Origin of the sequence: Dinoroseobacter sp. S375, assembly GCF_049800775.1 — a bacterium.
Classification (GTDB): Bacteria; Pseudomonadota; Alphaproteobacteria; order Rhodobacterales; family Rhodobacteraceae; genus Dinoroseobacter.
In genome coordinates this window covers 344536-361411 of record NZ_JBNAFR010000002.1, presented here as the reverse complement: position 1 = coordinate 361411, position 16876 = coordinate 344536, and the positions used below count along the sequence as shown (strand labels likewise).

13 protein-coding genes and 1 riboswitch are annotated in these 16876 nt (G+C 66.5%); of the genes, 3 read left to right on the top strand and 10 right to left on the bottom strand.

All coding sequences use genetic code 11. The features are described from left to right. Positions 1–17 precede the first annotated feature (17 nt). The gene (locus tag ACP150_RS06615) at positions 18–539 is read right to left on the bottom strand and encodes a DUF6446 family protein (protein ID WP_424965774.1); all 522 of its coding nucleotides are present in this window, start codon (positions 537–539) and stop codon (positions 18–20) included. After that, entirely contained in the window at positions 536–1468 is a 933-nt protein-coding gene (locus ACP150_RS06610; RefSeq protein ID WP_424965773.1) for a glycine--tRNA ligase subunit alpha, read from the bottom strand. Before ACP150_RS06610 ends, ACP150_RS06615 begins: the two co-directional genes overlap by 4 nt. A gap of 156 nt (positions 1469–1624) precedes the next feature. On the opposite strand from ACP150_RS06610, the gene ACP150_RS06605 reads away from it, so the two are divergent. After that, positions 1625–3400, top strand: coding sequence for a serine protease (locus ACP150_RS06605; protein ID WP_424965772.1), 1776 nt, complete (start codon positions 1625–1627; stop codon positions 3398–3400). 6 nt (positions 3401–3406) lie between these two features. Here ACP150_RS06605 and ACP150_RS06600 read toward each other — a convergent pair whose 3' ends face one another. The 3 genes from ACP150_RS06600 to ACP150_RS06590 are packed head-to-tail and all read right to left on the bottom strand — an operon-like array spanning position 3407 to position 6539. Then, entirely contained in the window at positions 3407–4855 is a 1449-nt protein-coding gene (locus tag ACP150_RS06600; RefSeq protein ID WP_424965771.1) for a TrkH family potassium uptake protein, read from the bottom strand. 46 nt (positions 4856–4901) lie between these two features. Further along, complete coding sequence (locus ACP150_RS06595; RefSeq protein WP_424965770.1) at positions 4902–5609, bottom strand: glutathione S-transferase N-terminal domain-containing protein; 708 nt, start codon at positions 5607–5609, stop codon at positions 4902–4904. 30 nt (positions 5610–5639) lie between these two features. Beyond that, entirely contained in the window at positions 5640–6539 is a 900-nt protein-coding gene (locus ACP150_RS06590) for a hypothetical protein (protein WP_424965769.1), read from the bottom strand. Between the two features lie 127 nt (positions 6540–6666). Continuing rightward, a riboswitch (SAM riboswitch) is annotated at positions 6667–6743 on the top strand. 68 nt (positions 6744–6811) lie between these two features. Between ACP150_RS06590 and metZ the strand changes: the two genes are divergently transcribed. Further along, positions 6812–7990 (top strand): O-succinylhomoserine sulfhydrylase, encoded by a 1179-nt coding sequence (gene metZ / locus ACP150_RS06585; protein WP_424965768.1) that lies wholly within the window; start codon positions 6812–6814, stop codon positions 7988–7990. Between the two features lie 172 nt (positions 7991–8162). After that, positions 8163–9266, top strand: a complete 1104-nt coding sequence (folE2, locus tag ACP150_RS06580; protein WP_424965767.1) for a GTP cyclohydrolase FolE2 — start codon at positions 8163–8165, stop codon at positions 9264–9266. Positions 9267–9320: 54 nt separating this feature from the next. On the opposite strand, the gene ACP150_RS06575 is transcribed toward folE2, so the two are convergent. From ACP150_RS06575 to ftsZ, 5 genes are all read right to left on the bottom strand, one after another. Then, on the bottom strand, positions 9321–11009 hold the full coding sequence (locus tag ACP150_RS06575; protein WP_424965766.1) for a chloride channel protein: 1689 nt from the start codon (positions 11007–11009) through the stop codon (positions 9321–9323). A gap of 185 nt (positions 11010–11194) precedes the next feature. Continuing rightward, positions 11195–12856 (bottom strand): DNA repair protein RecN, encoded by a 1662-nt coding sequence (recN, locus tag ACP150_RS06570; protein WP_424965765.1) that lies wholly within the window; start codon positions 12854–12856, stop codon positions 11195–11197. Between the two features lie 100 nt (positions 12857–12956). Beyond that, positions 12957–13796: an outer membrane protein assembly factor BamD gene (locus ACP150_RS06565; protein ID WP_424965764.1), complete on the bottom strand. Its 840-nt coding sequence runs from the start codon at positions 13794–13796 to the stop codon at positions 12957–12959. 165 nt (positions 13797–13961) lie between these two features. Beyond that, the gene (gene lpxC / locus ACP150_RS06560) at positions 13962–14882 is read right to left on the bottom strand and encodes a UDP-3-O-acyl-N-acetylglucosamine deacetylase (RefSeq protein WP_424965763.1); all 921 of its coding nucleotides are present in this window, start codon (positions 14880–14882) and stop codon (positions 13962–13964) included. 217 nt (positions 14883–15099) lie between these two features. Further along, positions 15100–16710, bottom strand: a complete 1611-nt coding sequence (gene ftsZ, locus ACP150_RS06555; protein WP_424965762.1) for a cell division protein FtsZ — start codon at positions 16708–16710, stop codon at positions 15100–15102. Positions 16711–16876 lie beyond the last annotated feature (166 nt).

Genomic DNA, 16876 nt, shown 5'->3' with positions numbered 1-16876 from the left:
GGAAGGTCGGGCTGCGGTTAGTCGCGGGTCGGGCAGGCATCGCCCACGGGCGTGCCGTCATAGGTCTTTTCACCGCAATCGTTGATCTGGTGCCAGGCATAGGCCCGGCCATCCTCGGTCACGGCCACGATGCGGTCGACACCGAAATCGATGTTCTTCTCGCCCATGAAGGCAATCGCCGTGCCATCGCGGAGCTGTTCGCCCAGTGCCTCGGCGTCGAAACAGTCGAACCAGCCCGGCGCGACCAGCGGCTCGGCATCATCGTAGATCTCGTAGCTCTCGGTCAGCAGGGCGAGGCTTTCGGGCGTGCGGAAACAGGCGCGGAAGCGCAGCGGACTGGAGGATCCGTCGATCGCCTCTATCCCTTCGGCCAGCATTGCCTCGGGCGCGTCCTGCCCCCCGAGAGGGGTGAGCCGGATCGTCACCTGCTCGGCATCGACCTGTTCATAATAGGCGTAGACTTGGGTGTAATAGACCACCGCCCCGAAGATGAGTGCAAAGCCCACGAGCGCTCCTGCGACCAGCTTGCCGCCGTTCATGACGCGGCGGCGGCGGGCGTCCAGCCCCCGGCCTCGGTTTCGACAAAGGCATCGGCACAGGCCTTGGCCAGCGCGCGCACCCGGCCGATATAGGCCTGCCGCTCGGTGACCGAGATCACCCCGCGCGCATCGAGCAGGTTGAACAGGTGGCTGGCCTTGATGCACTGGTCATAGGCCGGGTGCACCATCACGATCCGCTTGCCGGTCTTGGGGTCGTCATAGGCCGCGTTCAGGGCCGCGGCGCATTCGGCTTCGGCCTCTTCAAAGTGCTTGAGCAGCACCGAGGTATCCGCCTGATCGAAATTCCAGCGCGAATACTCGGCCTCGGTCTGGCGGAAGACATCGCCATAGGTCAGCGGGATCGCCGCATCCGGGTCGTTGAAGGGCATGTCCATCACGTGATCCACGCCCAGAATATAGATCGCCAGACGCTCGAGCCCGTAGGTCAGCTCGCCCGAGACCGGGCGGCAGTCATGGCCGCCGACCTGCTGGAAATAGGTGAACTGGCTGACTTCCATCCCGTCGCACCAGACCTCCCAGCCGAGGCCCCAGGCGCCCAGCGTCGGGCTTTCCCAGTCATCCTCGACAAAGCGGATGTCATGCAGGGAGGCGTCGATCCCGATCGCTTCGAGCGAGCCGAGATAGAGCGCCTGCAGGTCGGGCGGACTCGGTTTGATGATCACCTGATACTGATAGTAATGCTGCAGCCGGTTCGGGTTCTCGCCATAGCGCCCATCGGTGGGACGGCGCGAGGGCTGCACATAGGCCGCTGACCAGGCCCGGTCGCCCAGCGCGCGCAGGGTGGTGGCCGGGTGAAAGGTGCCGGCGCCGACCTCCATGTCATAGGGTTGCAGCACCGCGCAGCCTTTGGCCGCCCAGTAGTTTTGCAACCGCAGAATGATCTCCTGAAACGAGCGGGGGGTGTCCATGGGATGTGCCTTTGATCTCAACCGCGTTCTCAATAGGCAACAGCCCGGGCAGGGTCAACGCGGCCTGCCCCAGTTCCGCGTGCATCATTTACCAGAAATGCGTAGGTCTATCGCCACTATGTGGGCAATCGAAGCAAAATGAAGAGATACAGCGCGATGCGAACAGGTCTGGTGATAGCGGTCCTCGCGGCCATGTGGATGAGCCTTCTGCCGGGGCGGGCCCTCGCGCAGGAGCAGGTCTGGATCCAGATCGAGGCGCGACCGACCCTCAGCGCCGCCGAGGACCGGGCCCGTGCCTATGCGGGACGTCTGAACGATGTGGCCGGATACCGGTTGCAATCGGGCTGGTACGCGATCGCGCTGGGACCTTACGGCCCCGATGAGGCCGCAGCGGCGCTGAGCCGCTTGCGCGCGCTTGGCGATGTGCCGAATGACAGCTTTATCGCCGATGGCCGCCGGTATCGCGATGCCTTCTGGCCCCAGGGACAGTTGGGTCAGCGGGCGACGACCGATCCGCTCCGGGCGCTGGAGCAGCGGGGCGCGGGCATTCCCGGCGAGGCCCCGGTTGCCCCGGTTCTGACCGTGACGCCGTCTGCACCGCCCCCGGCGGATGAAACCCCGGCCCAGGCCCGGGCCAGCGAGCGGGCGCTCGACCGTCCGGCGCGGGAGCGCCTGCAGGAGGCGATGCAGTGGTTCGGACACTACACGGCGGCGATTGACGGTGCGTTCGGACCCGGCACGCGCCGCGCCATGTCCGCCTATCAAACCGCCCTGGGTGACGCGGTCACGGGCATCCTTACCAGCGCCCAGCGCGCGCGCCTGCTGGCCGATTGGCAGGCGGATCTGAACACGCTCGGCATGGCCCCGGTGGTCAGTGCCGAGACCGGGATCGCGCTCGACATGCCGCTGGGCATGGTGCGGTTCGACCGGCTGGAGCCGCCCTTTGCCCATTACGAGGGCGACGGCGCGCGCAAGGCCCTGCTGATCAGTCAGGAGGGCAGCCCCGCAGGGCTCGCCGGGCTTTACGAGATCATGCAGACGCTGGAAGTGATTCCGCGCGAGGGCGCGCGGTCGCGCGGCGAGCGGTCCTTCGAGATCCGCGGGGCGAATGCCGAGATCGCTTCCTACACCTATGCAGCGCTGGAGGATGGCGCGATCAAGGGCTTCACCCTGGTCTGGCCGCTCGAAGATGCCCGGCTGATGGAGCGCGCCGCCCAGATGATGCGCAGCAGCTTCACCGCACGGGAGGGCATCGTGCTCGACCCCGCCGCCGGGGATCCGGAGGCCGAACAGCGGATCGACCTGCTCTCCGGGCTCGAAATCCGGCAGCCTTTGCGCGCAGTTTCGGGCTTTTTCATCACCGCCGCGGGCGATGTCCTGACCACGGATACGGCCCTGCGCGCCTGCGGGCGGGTCACTATCGGTGACGAGATCGAGGCGGATATCCGGCTGGCCGATGCGGGGCTGGGCCTTGCGGTCCTGTCGCCGCGCGAGCGGGTTGCCCCGATGAGCGTCGCGCGGTTCCGCGATGGCGAGGCCAGACTGCAATCCGAGATCGCGGTGTCGGGCTATTCCTATGCGGGCCTTCTGGGCGCGCCGACCCTGAGCTTTGGCACGGTTGCCGATCTGCGCGGGTTGCAGGGCGAGGCCGAGCTCGACCGGCTGGCCGTGGAGGTCGCGCCGGGTGATGCGGGCGGGCCGGTTCTGGACACGCGGGGCGATGTGCTGGGCCTGTTGCTGCCGCGTCCCGAGGCGGGCAGCCGGGTCCTGCCGGGGGATGTTCATTTCGCCACGGATGCAGCCGCCATTGCCGGCTGGCTCGGAGAGGCGGGCGTGGAGATCGCGCTGGGGGATGCGGGCCCGTCCCTGCCGCCGGAGCGTTTGGCGATGCTGGCGGGCAACCTGACGGTGCTCGTCTCCTGCTGGGAATAGGCCCGCTTAGGCGCGCCAGAACCGCACGGTAAAGAGCGCAAAGACCACCATCAGCTCGAGCCGTCCGATCAGCATGGCGGCCGAGAGGATCCATTTCGCGCTGTCATTCAGCCCGGCGAAATTGCCCGCCGGGCCGATCTCATCCCCGAGACCGGGGCCGATATTGCCCAGGGCCGTGGCCGCGCCGGAGACCGAGGTCACGAAATCGAGCCCGGTCAGCGCCAGCAGCACCGACAGGATGCCCAGCGACACGGTGAACATCACGAAAAACGCCATCACCGAGGAGAGCACATCCTCGGAGACCGGCTTGCCCCCGTAGCGCGGGGTGAAGATGCCGTTGGGCGAGTGGATCCGCCGGATCTGGGCGAGGATCGAGGCAAAGAGCAGCTGATAGCGGAAGATCTTGATCGAACAGGCGGTCGAGCCCGCGCAGCCGCCGATCAGCCCGGCAAAGAACAGCACCACGACCGGGAAGGTCCCCCAGAGCATGTAATCCGTGCTGGCATAGCCCGTGCCGGTGAGGATCGAGACCGTGTTGAAGGTCGCCTCGCGAAAGCTCGTCTCGCTGGGCTGGTCGATCATGGTCATCTTCCACGCCGCGATCAGCAGCACGACCGTGGTGACCGTCATGAAAAACGCCCGGACCTGCACGTCCTGCAGGATTGGGCGGGCGGTGCCGCTGAGCATCTGGACATAGCGGACAAAGGGCAGTGCCGCGAGCAGCATGAAGATCACGGCGGCGTATTCCATGGCGCCGGAAAACGCGCCGAAGCTGGCGTCGGAATTGGCAAAGCCCCCGGTCGCGACGGTGGTCATGGCGTGGATCACCGCATCGAACCCCGTCATGCCCAGCACCAGATAGGTCAGCGCGCAGGCCCCCGTCAGCCCGAGATAGATCACCGAGATCCGGCTCGCGATCTGGGTGGCGCGGGGCAGGATCTTGCCAATCGTGTCAAAGCCTTCGGAGCGGAAGATCTGCATCCCGCCGATCCGCAGTTCGGGCAGGAACACCATGGCCACGACGATGATCCCGATCCCGCCGAACCACTGCATCAGGCCGCGCCAGAGCAGGAGCCCCGGCGGCAGGCTCTCGAGCCCGGAAAACACCGTGGAGCCCGTGGTGGTCAGGCCCGACATCGCCTCGAAGAACGCGTCCACATAGCGTGCCTCGGTCGCGCCGAAGACAAAGGGCAGCGCGGCGAAGATCGGCAGGGCGAGCCAGACGCCCGTGGTCAAAAGGAAAGTCTGCTGGATATTGAGCCGCTCGCCCACGCCGTTGGAACAGGCAATGGCGATGAGCCCGCCGCACAGCGCCGAGATGATCGCGGACTCCAGGAAGGCTGGCCAATGGTCGTTCCCCGCCAGCAGGTCGGCCGCCATGGGCAAGAGCATCGACGCCCCCAGCACCGCCACCAGCAGGCCGATCACATATCCAACGGGGCGCAGATCAAACATGGGGCGCAGGCTTGGCCGGGCGCGGGCGCACTGTCAACGGCTTCGCTCAGCACTTGGTCTTGAAGAGCGCGGCGTGGCTGTCCTTTTCCTTGCGGAAATCGGCCCGTTTCTCGGCATGAAGCGCCCGGCCCGCCTGCACGCCGGGGCGCGCGCCCACGGTCTCGAGCCAGCGGGCAAGGTGGGGCTTGTCTTCCAGCGTCTGCTGCTGACCTTCCCAGAGCGACGCCCAGCCCCAGGCCGCCATGTCGGCAATCGAATAGAAGTCGCCCGCGAGGTATTCGTGCTTGGCCAATTGCCGGTCCATCACCCCGTAAAGCCGCCCGGTCTCGGCCCGGTAGCGGTCCTTGGCATAGGGCAGGTCATTGGGCGGCTCCATCGCCGGGGCGTATTTCAGGAAGTGGTGCGCCTGTCCGGCCATGGGGCCGAGCCCGCCCATCTGCCACATGAGCCACTGGTCCACGGCGATGCGATCCCGTTCGGTCGGGCCGCCGAACTGCCCGGTCTTGCGCGCCAGATATTGCAGGATCGCCCCGGATTCAAAGATCGAGATGGGCGCGCCATCGGGGCCATCCGGATCAACGATCGCGGGCATCCGGTTGTTCGGCGCGATGGCGAGGAAGTCGGGCTTGAACTGGTCCCCTGCCCCGATATTGACCAGATGGGTCTCGTAAGGCAGGCCCATTTCCTCGAGACAGATCGACACTTTCCAGCCGTTTGGCGTGGGCCAGAAATAGAGATCGATGGGCTGGATCATGGCGCGGGGCTCCTTGGATGCTCCGCCTGACTATGGCGAGGGCGGGGGCCCGCTGGCAAGGGGGCGCGGCGGAGCGAGCTCGCGCAGGGCGCGCGGCCCCCGTTCGGTCAGCAGCGCGGAATAAAGATCCATCGCCCCATCGCGGAGATAAGCGCTCCAGTGACAGACCCGGTGGTGGCGCGGGGCCACCGCGTGGCCCAGGGCGGCGAGATTGGCGAGCTCCGCATCGGAATCGAGGGTCAGAGACACCCAGCGTTCCGCCTCGGGCGGGCGCCGCCCGAGGGCCGGGCCCGCCTGCGGATGGCGGCGCAGGGCCTCCTCCAGCAGCCGGTCAAAGAGCCAGTTCTCCGTCGGGCTAATCTGCAGCACTTCGACCCCCTGCGCCCCGGGACATCCCAGCACGGTCTCGGCATGATCCGCCAGATCCGCCGGTGCCAGCAGGATCACCCGCCGGATCATCGCGGCCGGCAGCCGCGCCATGGCCGCAAGCACCACCCGCGCGCCAAGGGAATGGGCCATGGCATGGATCGGACGGTCCGGGAATTGCCGGTTCAGCCGTGCGATCAGCGCCGCAAGTCGGGCCCCGACCTGTTCCGCGGCCCCAAAGGCCTCGGCAAAGCGTCCGCGCGCGTCCCAACCCACGGGCAGGCAGAGCCCGGGATCCGTTTCCGCGTCCCGAAACCCCAGCGCCATGGGCCAGGAGCCCTTGCGCCGGGGCAGGCTCTGGGCACAGGGCATGGTGGCATAAAGGCTGTCATGGGGATTGCTCGGGCCCCGCAGCGGGGAATAGCGATACCCGTGCAGCAGCAGGACAATCGGCGCGGTGCCGTCGCCGCGGGCGGCGGCCCTGCCCAGCGCGGCGTTCAGGCTTCGCCCGCTTTGGGCCGGGCGGATGTCCTCAGGGGTCACGGTCAGGTTGAGAACGGGCATGGGGCTCCCTCTCTCTTCATACACAAGATGTTGTGGACGGCGGATAGTCTGAGACTACGAACCCGGCGTGAAACTTTCGTTAGACTTCCGTGACGGTGCTTGACCGGCACACGCAACGCCCCTACACCCGCGACACCGTGGTGATTTGTTGCCGGATTGCAGGCCACGTAAAACAAGCTGCTAAAAGGACGCGGATCCCCCCGAGCCCGTCCGGCTGCGGGGGTTTTTCGTGCCCGGATTTGGACCGCCCGGCGCGACAGGAGACGACGACAATGACAGAACGCAGCACCCGGACGAAACTGGTGCATAGTGGCACCCGGCGCAGCCAGTATGGCGAGGTGGCCGAGGCGATCTACCTCACCCAGGGCTTCGTATACGACACGGCCGAGGCCGCCGAGGCCCGGTTCATCGAGGCCGGTGAGGACGAATTCATCTATGCCCGCTACGGCAACCCGACCGTGCGGATGTTCGAGGACCGCATCGCCGCGGTCGAGGGCACCGAGGACGCCTTTGCCACGGCCAGCGGCATGGCGGCGGTGAACGGGGCGCTGACCTCGATGCTGCGGGCGGGCGATCACGTGGTCTCGGCGCGCGCGCTGTTCGGCTCCTGTCTCTATATCCTCGAGGACATCCTGAGCCGCTACGGCGTCGAGGTGACCTTTGTCGATGGCACCGATTTGGCGGCCTGGGAGGCCGCGATCCGGCCCGAGACCAAGGCCGTGTTCTTCGAGACGATCTCGAACCCGACCCTCGAGGTGATCGACATCGCCGCCGTGGCCGAACTGGCCCAAGCGGTGGGCGCGCTGGTGATCGTGGACAACGTGTTTGCCACGCCGATCTTCAGCCGCGCGGTGGATCTGGGGGCGGATGTGGTGGTCTATTCCGCGACCAAGCATATCGACGGTCAGGGCCGCTGCCTGGGCGGGGTGATCTGCGGCACCAAGCAATTCGTGCGCAAGGTGGCAGAGCCCTATCTCAAGCATACGGGCGGCTCGCTGAGCCCGTTCAACGCCTGGGTCATGCTCAAGGGGATGGAGACGCTCGACCTGCGCGTCCGGGCCCAGGCCGAGACCGCCACAAGGCTGGCCCAAGAGCTTGAGGGGCACGCGGCCCTGTCGCAGGTACTCTTCCCGCATCTGCCGAGCCATCCGCAGCACGCGCTGGCCAAGGCGCAGATGGCGGCGGGCGGGACGGTTCTGGCCCTCGACATCGCCGGGGGCAAGGAGGCCGCGTTCCGGTTCCTGAATGCGTTGGAGATCGTGACCATCTCGAACAATCTCGGGGATGCGAAGTCCATCGCGACCCATCCGGCGACCACCACCCACCAGCGTCTGACACCCGAGCAGCGCGCGGAACTTGGCATCTCGGACGGATTGATCCGCCTGTCCGTCGGTCTCGAGGATGCCGGGGATCTGGCCGGGGATATTCTGAGCGCTCTGGCCGCGGTCTAGGACCGGCAGAAAACCCCGCCGGGTGCGTTTCGCGATCTTTGAAAGATTTCAGAGATTTATGTGATCCGCCCCCGGACCTGCTGCGTATCCTTATCAAAGAGATGCTGGAAAACAGGTGTCTGGCCCCCATGTTATGACGGGCCGTGACTTGGGATGCGAAGGGGCTGCCCACATGAATATTCATACACCGGAACTTGACAGACTGCCGAACCGTGACGAGGCCGCCTATGCGCTGGCCACGTTGCGCGCCTGGGCCGAAAGGGCCTCGGCGGCGGAGATCGAGACCCTCGATCCCTCGGTCGCGCGTCTGTTGCCCGGTGATCCTGCGGATTACCCGGCGCTGGCCCGGGCCTATCCCGAGGATTTCGCGGTCGACGCCGCCTACAAGGACAGCCTGCCTGATCTGCAGAACGGGCCCTCCAGCCTGATCCGCGGGGCAAAGGCCCAGATCCAGCATGTCGGGATTTCCAACTTCCGGTTGCCGATTAAGTTCCACACGCGGGACAATGGCGACCTGACCCTGGAAACCAGCGTGACCGGATCCGTCAGCCTGGAGGCCGAGAAGAAGGGCATCAACATGTCCCGGATCATGCGGACCTTCTACAAGCAGGCGGACCAGACCTTCAGCTTTGACGTGATCGAGCGGACGCTGGATGCCTACAAGACCGACCTCGAAAGCTTCGATGCGCGGATCCAGATGCGGTTCAGCTTCCCCATGCAGGTCGAGAGCCTGCGTTCGGGCCTGTCGGGGTATCAGTATTACGACATCGCGCTCGAAGTGGTGGATGTGAACGGCACGCGGCGCAAGTTCATGCATCTCGACTATGTGTACTCGTCGACCTGCCCCTGCTCGCTCGAGCTGTCGGAACATGCTCGTCAGTTCCGTGGGCAGCTCGCCACGCCCCATTCCCAGCGCTCGGTCGCGCGGATCTCGGTCGAGCTGACCTGCGAGGCCTGCGACTGCCTGTGGTTCGAGGATCTGGTCGAGCTTTGCCGCGACGCGATCCCGACCGAGACCCAGGTGATGGTCAAGCGCGAGGACGAGCAGGCCTTTGCCGAACTGAACGCCGCCAACCCGATCTTTGTCGAGGATGCGGCGCGCAGCTTCTGCCAGGCGCTGCAGCGCGATGACCGGATCGGGGATTTCCGCGTGGTGGCCAGCCATCAGGAAAGCCTGCACAGCCATGACGCCGTGAGCGTGCTGACCGAGGGCCCGACCTTCGCCAGCGACAGCCTCGACCCGCGGCTTTTCCAAACTCTGTTCCACGTGGGGTGACCGCCGCCCCATCGGCGCAGAGGCCAAAGGCGCGTCCTCCGGGGCGCGCCTTTTCTACGAGTGCTCTTCGGCGGCGGTTTCGGCTAGGGCCCGGTTCAGCGCCTTGAGCGCATCCACCTGAAAGAGTGCCCCCAGAAGTTGGGGCGGTGTGTCCTCGCCGCCGAGGCTGACCACGGGGATGTAGTCGTGATTGGCCCGGTCAAAGACCGGCATCGCGGTTTCGAGACTGGCATTGCCGTCGAAATAGACCCCCTCCCCGATCAGATCCCAGCAGGTCGCCTCCTCGGCGGCGCGAGGATGGCCCATGGGGCGCATGATCTTGAGGATCCGCACGGTGCTGAGCAGATAGGCCTGCGGCCCGGCGGCCAGATGGACATCGCGGCGCTCGAGCTGGGTGAGAAAGAAGGACCGGTCCACCATCCGGCTGGCCAGCGCCGTGGAGAGCGACACCGCCACCATCACCGCAAGGCCCGTCTGCCAGTCGCCGGTCAGCTCGAACACGATCAGCGTCGTCGAGATCGGCGCGCCCAGGACAGCGGCGGCCACGGCCCCCATTCCCGCCAGCGCATAGAGCACTTCGGAGCCCGAGACATCCGGGAAGACGCTGGTGGCGATCATCCCGAAGGCCAGTCCGGTCAGCGCCCCGACCATCAGCGAGGGCGAGAAGATCCCGCCCCCCATGCGCCCGGCCATGGTGATGGCCACGGCAATGACCTTGAGGATGGCAAAGACGATCGCCTCATGGAGCAGAAGCTGCCCGGTCAGGGCGTTGGTCGTCGTCTCGTAGCCGACGCCGATGATATGCGGAAACCAGATGGCGAGACCGCCCAGCAGGAGCCCCGCGCAGGCCGGGCGCAGGTAGCGCGGCAGCCCCGTGCGGGCCTGCAGGTAATTGCCCAGATCCTCGGTCCAGAAAACGGATTTCATCAGAATCACCGCGATGACCCCCGAGACGAGTCCCAGAAGAAGGAAGGCCGGAAGCTCGATATAGAACGCCAGCGCGGTGGCGTCCGGCAGGGAGAACTCGGTGACATCGCCAAACTCGAGCCGGTTGATCACCGTGCCAGCGACCGAGGCGATGACGATGGGGGCAAAGGCGTGGACAGCGAAATGGCGCAGCACCACCTCGAGCGCGAAGAGCGCGCCGGCGATCGGGGCGTTGAACGAGGCCGAGACGGCGGCGGCCACCGCGCAGCCCAGCAGGTCGCGTCCGGTGATCCCGTCGGCATGGATCCGGTTGCTGACCCAGCTCGAGATCACGGCAGCCAGGTGGACGACCGGCCCCTCCCGCCCGGTGGAGCCCCCGGTCGACAGCGTGATCCAGGAGGCCAGGGCCGAGGCGAGGCCCGCCCGCTTTTCGACCCGGCCCTCATGGAGGGCCGCACCCTCGATCACATCCGCCACCGAGCGCACGCGCCCGTCATTGGTGAAAACATGAAGCAGAATGCCCACCGCAAGGCCGCCGAGGGTCGGCACGATCACCAGCCAGTACCAGGGCAGCCCGTCCGCATGGGCCAACAGGGCGCGCACATCCTCATGGCCGTACATCAGGGTCTGGAGCCAGATGATCCCCTTGCGAAAGAGCAGCGCCACGAAGCCTGCGGCGATCCCCACGGCGAGGGCGATGAACCAGAACTGGATCTGGCTCGGCCCCTGGCGGCGCACGGTCGCAACCATGCGGTGCCAGCTGCTGCGCAGCGCAGCGCGTTGCTGGGCGAAGAAACCTTGGGGCGGGTTCGACATGAGGCGCGGGCCACCGTCCTTGCGACGGGCAGGAGAAACGACGCCCTCACGCTACGCCGTCGCGCGCGCGAGACCAAGGGCGCGCCCTGTCGCGCCGGGCAAGGGTGATCAATGTTTCGGAGCCGCAACGTTCCGTGTCGGGTATGGCGGGCGACCGGGTGGTTTGCGGGGGGGGTAGGGTTGGTTCAGGCAGCCTTGAGCAAGGCGCGGGCAGCGGCGCGGGCCGCCTCGGTGACCACATCGCCGGAGATCATCCGCGCGATCTCGTCCACCCGGTCCGTCCGGGCCAGCGGGATCACCCGGGACAGGGTCGTGTCCGCCTCGACGGTTTTCTCGACGCGCCAGTGATGCGCGCCGAGTGCTGCGACCTGCGGGGAATGGGTCACCACGAGGACCTGACCCTCTGCGGCGAGGGATTGCAGCCGTCGGCCCACCGCATCGGCGGTGGCGCCGCCCACGCCCCGGTCGATCTCATCGAAGATCAGCGTGAGCTCCCGAGCCTCGGCGGTCAGGCAGACCTTGAGCGCCAGAAGGAACCGCGAGAGCTCCCCCCCGGAGGCGATTTTGTTCAGCGGGCCCGCGGGCGCGCCCGGATTGGTCGCAACCCGGAAGGTCACCTGATCGGTTCCGTCCGGCCCGGCGGTGCCCTCGGACAGGGCGGTGGTGAAGACGGCTCGCTCCATCTTGAGGGGGGCGAGCTCGTCCGCCATGGCGCCATCGAGGCGCATGGCGGCCGCAGCGCGGGACGCGCTGAGCGCTGCAGCGGCAGCGTCATAGGCGTGATCAGCCGTGCGCACCGCTTCCTGCAGATCGCCCAGCCGGTCTGCCCCGGCATCCAGCGCCGCGAGACGGTCCCGCAGGGTTTCGGCGAAACCGCCCAGCGCGTCCGGGGCGACGCTGTGCTTGCGGGCGAGGCCTCGCAACGCAAAGAGCCGTTCTTCTGTGCGTTCCAGCTCCAGCGGGTCGATGCCCAGCCCGTCCAGTGCCCGTTCGGTTGCGTCCGAAGCCTCCCCCAGCTCGACCATGGCCCGCGAGAGTGCGGCCAGCGCATCATCCAGCGCACCCTCTGCCTCCGCCGCTGCGCCATCAAGCCAGCGGGTCGCATCGGTCACCAGGCTCTCGGCACCGCCATCGGGGGCGGCAAGCGCCTGCAATGCGCGCGCCACATCCGAGCGGATCTTGTCGGCGGCCTGCATCCGGCGGCGCGCCGTGTCGAGCACCGCGTCCTCGCCGGGCTGAGGATCGAGTGCGTCAAGCTCGGCCACCGCATGTCGAAGAAACTCCTCATCGGCCGCGATCGCCGCCACCTCGGCCTCGGCCTCGCGCAGGGTACGGCGGGCGGCGGCGCGGGCGCGCCAGGCCCGGGCGACATCGGCCAGCAAGGTCTCGTGCCCTGCGAAATCATCGAGCAACGCCTTGTGGCCCGCCGGGTCCAGCAGACCGCGATCATCCTGCTGCCCGTGAAGCTCGACCAGCACGTCCGACAGCGCCCGCAGCACCGCCCCGGAACAGGCCCGGTCATTGACATAGGCGGATTTACGACCCTCCGGCGTGTTCACCCGGCGCAGGATCAACTCGCCCTCCGGATCCGGGAAACCCGCCTCGGCCAGAACCGCGAAGGCAGGATGATCCGGGGGCAGCTCGAAGAGGGCCGTCACCTCGCCCTGGGTCGCGCCCTGCCGGACAAGATCCGCCCGCCCGCGCCATCCCAGCACGAAACCCAGCGCATCCAGCAGGATGGATTTGCCCGCGCCCGTCTCGCCGGTGAGCACGTTCAGCCCGCTGCGGAACTCCAGCACCAGATGGTCGATGATGAGGATGTCGCGAATGTCGAGGCGCGCCAGCATACCCTGTCCTTGTGTCCGCACAGCGCGGTCCCTCAAGATGTGCCGTGTTTTGCCCGCTGCTGCAAGGCTCCGCGGCCCGCCACAGGCCTCGGATCCGGGCTCAGAGCCAGGTGCCGCGCAGCATCTGCCGATAGATCGTGCTGAGCCAGCCCGTACCCTCGGCATCCGGCGACAATCCGCGCGAGGTCAGGAGTGCGAAGCTGTCCTCGTACCAATCCGTGGACTGGTAATTGAAGCCGAGAATCGCACCCGCCGTCTGGGCCTCATCCTGAAGCCCGAGGGAGAGATAGGCCTCGACCAGCCGGAACAGGGCTTCGGGCGTGTGGGTCGTGGTTTGGAAATCCTCAACCACCACGCGGAACCGGTTGATTGCCGCCGCGTAATGGCCGCGCTTGAGGTAGTAGCGCCCGATCTCCATCTCCTTGGCGGCGAGATGGTTGAAGGCGAGATCAAATTTCAGGATCGCCGATTTCGCGTAGCTGCTGTCGGGATAGATCTCGATCACAGCGCGCAGGGCCTGCAGCGCCTGAAAGGTCAGCCCCTGATCGCGCCCGACCTCGTCGATCTGGTCATAATAGCTCAGCGCCAGCAGATACTGGGCATAGGCCGCGTCCTCATCCGCCGGATAGAAGTCGAGATAGCGCTGCGCGGCGGCGCGGCTGCTCTCGTATTCGCGGTTCCGGTGATAGGTGAAGGCCTGCATGATGAGCGCGCGCTTGGCGAACTCGGAATAGGGATAGAGCCGCTCAACCTCGCCGAAATAGCGGGCGGCCTCCTCGAGATTGTCGGCGGCAAGCTCGAACTCGGCCCGGTTGAAGATCGCGTCGGGAGGCGATTCCTCGAGCGCCGGAAACTCCGGCTGTTGTTGCCCGCAGGAAGCCAGTGCCAGAGCACAGGCCCCCGCCAGCAGTGGAATTCGCAATCTGCCCCAGCGTGTCATCGCGACCCCGGCTCACCTTCACACATACGCGCCCGAAAGGCGGCGTTCGAGCGGTGTTTAGCACGTTTGGCGGAAGTTAAAAACGGAAGTTGCAGAGACATGCTGTCCGGCAAGAAAACGGGGCGGCCAATGTGGCGCACCCCTGTGATGGTGGTCACGCCGGTGTCAGGCGACGAGACGCAGATCGGTGCGGTGCAGGCCCGACCCCGGCAGGCGGGCGGCCATCTTGGCACTGCAGGTTTCAACCACATAGTTGGTCGGATCCGCAAAGAGCGCCCGCAGCAGAGTGTTGGTCATGGTGTGACCCGCCCGCTCTCCGGTGTAGCGGCCAAAGATCGGCGCACCGGCCAGCGCGAGGTCGCCCACAGCGTCGAGCATCTTGTGCCGCACGGCTTCGTCATGATGGCGGAAGCCACCCGGGCTGAGCACTTCGGCCCCGTCCACGACGACGGCGTTGTGCAGCGTGCCACCAAGGGCCAGACCCGCCGCGTGCATCGCATCCACATCCGCCTGACGGCAGAAGGTGCGGCTGTCACACAGCTCGCGCACGAAGGCCCCATTGGCCATGGAAAGCCCCTTGGACTGATCGCCGATCGCGGTGTCCTCGAAATCGATGTGGAAGCGCAGCTCGAAGCCCGGCGCGGGATCGAGGCGCGCCGTGACGGCACCGTCCCGCACTTCGACGGCCTTCATCACGCGCAGGATACGGCTCGGGACGTGCAGGTCGCGAATACCGGCGGCGAGAAAGCCACTCACGAATTCAGCGGAGCTGCCGTCGAGGATCGGAACCTCGGGACCGTCGAGCTCGATCAGGGCGTTGTGCACGCCGCAGCCGGCCAGCGCGGCCATCACATGTTCGATGGTCGAGACGGTCATGCCCGCCTCATTGCGCAGCTTGGTGCAGAGCGGGGTGCGGTCGACCTGATCCCAGCGGGCGGCGACCATGTTGTCGGAGCCCACCCAGTCCGTCCGCTTGAACCAGATGCCGTAATCTGCGGATGCGGGATGCACGATCATGCGCACGGGTTTGCCGCCATGCAGGCCAACCCCGTCGAATGTCACTTTGTATTTCAGCGTTTTCTGCATCTCTACACCTCGCATGCCCACCTCTGGCGGTCGGCTTAGGTGTATTAAGGGCTGGTTCAGCACTATCTCAACTCAATCTTTGCAACGGGGTGAAACATTGGAATTTCGCAGTGGCAGAAATCCGCCCAACCTTGACACAGCGCGAGGGAACCCGTTGTTCCAAAACGAGAAAAGGCCGCCCGAAGGCGGCCTTTCGATGTTTCGAACGTGACTGAAATCAGTTGGCCTGGCGGCGCAGAAAGGCGGGAATTTCGACTTTTTCCTGCTCCGGGTCGACGGGTTGCGGCGCTTCACGCTGCGTCACCGGGCGGGCCTGAGGCGCGGCTGCTGCCGGGCCTTCGCCTGCCTGACCGGTCATGCGATTGATCAGGGAGTTGATCCCGAACCCGCGGCGCTCGCCATGTTCACCGGCCTCCGGCGCGGGCCGCGCCGGGGCAGCGCCCACGTTTTTCGTGGAGTTCACAGCCGTCCGGAGCCGCGCAAGCGTCTCGGGCGTCGGCGTGCCGGGCTTGCGCGGTTGCGGGGCCACATACTCGGCGGCAGGGGCCGTCGCCTCAAACCCGTTCGGGTCATAGGCATCGGGCTGCGCACGGAAGGTCTCGACCTGACGGGTTTCGAGACCGGCGAAGAGATCCTCTTCGGCCGGCGCCTCCTGCGCGGCTTCGGCGGCAGGCTCGAATGCGGCCGGGCTCTCGTCCGCCGCGTCGTCAATCACCAGCTCCACCGGCTCGGGCGCTGCAGCCACCTCGGGCTGATAGACCGGGGCGGGCTCGGGCTCGGCCACGGGCGCTGCCACGGCGGCAGGCGGGGTCAGGGGCTCGGCCATACGGCGGCGCGGGGTCGGAACATCGTGCTGGACATCAAGCGCGTCGATGCCGGTTGCCACGACGGAGACGCGCATCGCCCCTTCCATGGAAGTATCCAAGGTCGAACCGACGATGATATTCGCTTCCGGATCGACTTCCTCGCGGATCCGGTTCGCCGCCTCGTCCAGCTCGAACAGCGTGAGGTCGTAGCCGCCGGTGATGTTGATGAGAACGCCCTTGGCGCCGCGCAAGCTGATCTCGTCCAGAAGCGGGTTGGCAATCGCCTTCTCGGCGGCCTGGGTGGCGCGGTCTTCGCCGGTCGCCTCGCCCGTGCCCATCATCGCTTTGCCCATCTCGTCCATGACAGCGCGGACATCCGCGAAATCGAGGTTGATCAGGCCCGGCTGAACCATCAGGTCCGTCACGCCCTTCACGCCCTGATAGAGCACGTCATCAGCCATGGAGAACGCCTCGGTGAAGGTCGTTTTCTCATTGGCGAGGCGGAACAGGTTCTGGTTCGGAATGATGATCAGCGTGTCGACGACCTTTTGCAGGATCTCGACACCCTCTTCCGCCTGGCGCATCCGCTTGGCGCCTTCGAACTGGAAGGGTTTGGTCACAACACCCACGGTCAGAACGCCGAGCTCGCGCGCGGCTTGCGCGATGATCGGGGCCGCGCCGGTGCCGGTGCCGCCGCCCATGCCTGCGGTGATGAAGCACATGTGCGCGCCCGCGAGGTGATCGACGATCTCCTCGATGCTCTCTTCGGCGGCCGATGCGCCCACGGAGGGCCGCGCGCCTGCGCCCAGCCCTTCGGTCACTTTCGCGCCGATCTGGATTTTGGCCGGGGCCGTGGAGCCCTGGAGCGCCTGGCTGTCAGTGTTGGCCACGACAAACTCGACGCCGTCGAGCTGCTTGTCGATCATGTTGTCCACGGCGTTGCCGCCTGCACCGCCGACACCGAAGACGGTGATGCGGGGTTTCAGCTCGGAATGCTCGGGGATCGTGAGGTTCAAGGTCATTAAAGAGGTCCGCCTGCGTTGTTTTTGCCGCTTATTTAAGGGCGCGTTAACCCTGCTCACGGCTCTATTAACCCAAGATTGTACCCTCTGGAGGAGCCCACGTCACCCGAAAACTGCGCCTGAGACGCGAAATATGGGCGTATTCCCGCCAATTCTTAACCCATCT

What these genes read in the sequence shown, in the direction of transcription:
- ACP150_RS06605 (WP_424965772.1), top strand. Translation starts at nt 1,625, where the DNA reads ATGCGAACAGGTCTGGTGATAGCGGTCCTCGCGGCCATGTGGATGAGC.
- ACP150_RS06615 (WP_424965774.1), bottom strand. Translation starts at nt 539, where the DNA reads ATGAACGGCGGCAAGCTGGTCGCAGGAGCGCTCGTGGGCTTTGCACTC.
- ACP150_RS06595 (WP_424965770.1), bottom strand. Translation starts at nt 5,609, where the DNA reads ATGATCCAGCCCATCGATCTCTATTTCTGGCCCACGCCAAACGGCTGG.
- ACP150_RS06610 (WP_424965773.1), bottom strand. Translation starts at nt 1,468, where the DNA reads ATGGACACCCCCCGCTCGTTTCAGGAGATCATTCTGCGGTTGCAAAAC.
- lpxC (WP_424965763.1), bottom strand. Translation starts at nt 14,882, where the DNA reads ATGCAGAAAACGCTGAAATACAAAGTGACATTCGACGGGGTTGGCCTG.
- recN (WP_424965765.1), bottom strand. Translation starts at nt 12,856, where the DNA reads ATGCTGGCGCGCCTCGACATTCGCGACATCCTCATCATCGACCATCTG.
- folE2 (WP_424965767.1), top strand. Translation starts at nt 8,163, where the DNA reads ATGAATATTCATACACCGGAACTTGACAGACTGCCGAACCGTGACGAG.
- ACP150_RS06600 (WP_424965771.1), bottom strand. Translation starts at nt 4,855, where the DNA reads ATGTTTGATCTGCGCCCCGTTGGATATGTGATCGGCCTGCTGGTGGCG.
- metZ (WP_424965768.1), top strand. Translation starts at nt 6,812, where the DNA reads ATGACAGAACGCAGCACCCGGACGAAACTGGTGCATAGTGGCACCCGG.
- ftsZ (WP_424965762.1), bottom strand. Translation starts at nt 16,710, where the DNA reads ATGACCTTGAACCTCACGATCCCCGAGCATTCCGAGCTGAAACCCCGC.
- ACP150_RS06590 (WP_424965769.1), bottom strand. Translation starts at nt 6,539, where the DNA reads ATGCCCGTTCTCAACCTGACCGTGACCCCTGAGGACATCCGCCCGGCC.
- ACP150_RS06565 (WP_424965764.1), bottom strand. Translation starts at nt 13,796, where the DNA reads ATGACACGCTGGGGCAGATTGCGAATTCCACTGCTGGCGGGGGCCTGT.
- ACP150_RS06575 (WP_424965766.1), bottom strand. Translation starts at nt 11,009, where the DNA reads ATGTCGAACCCGCCCCAAGGTTTCTTCGCCCAGCAACGCGCTGCGCTG.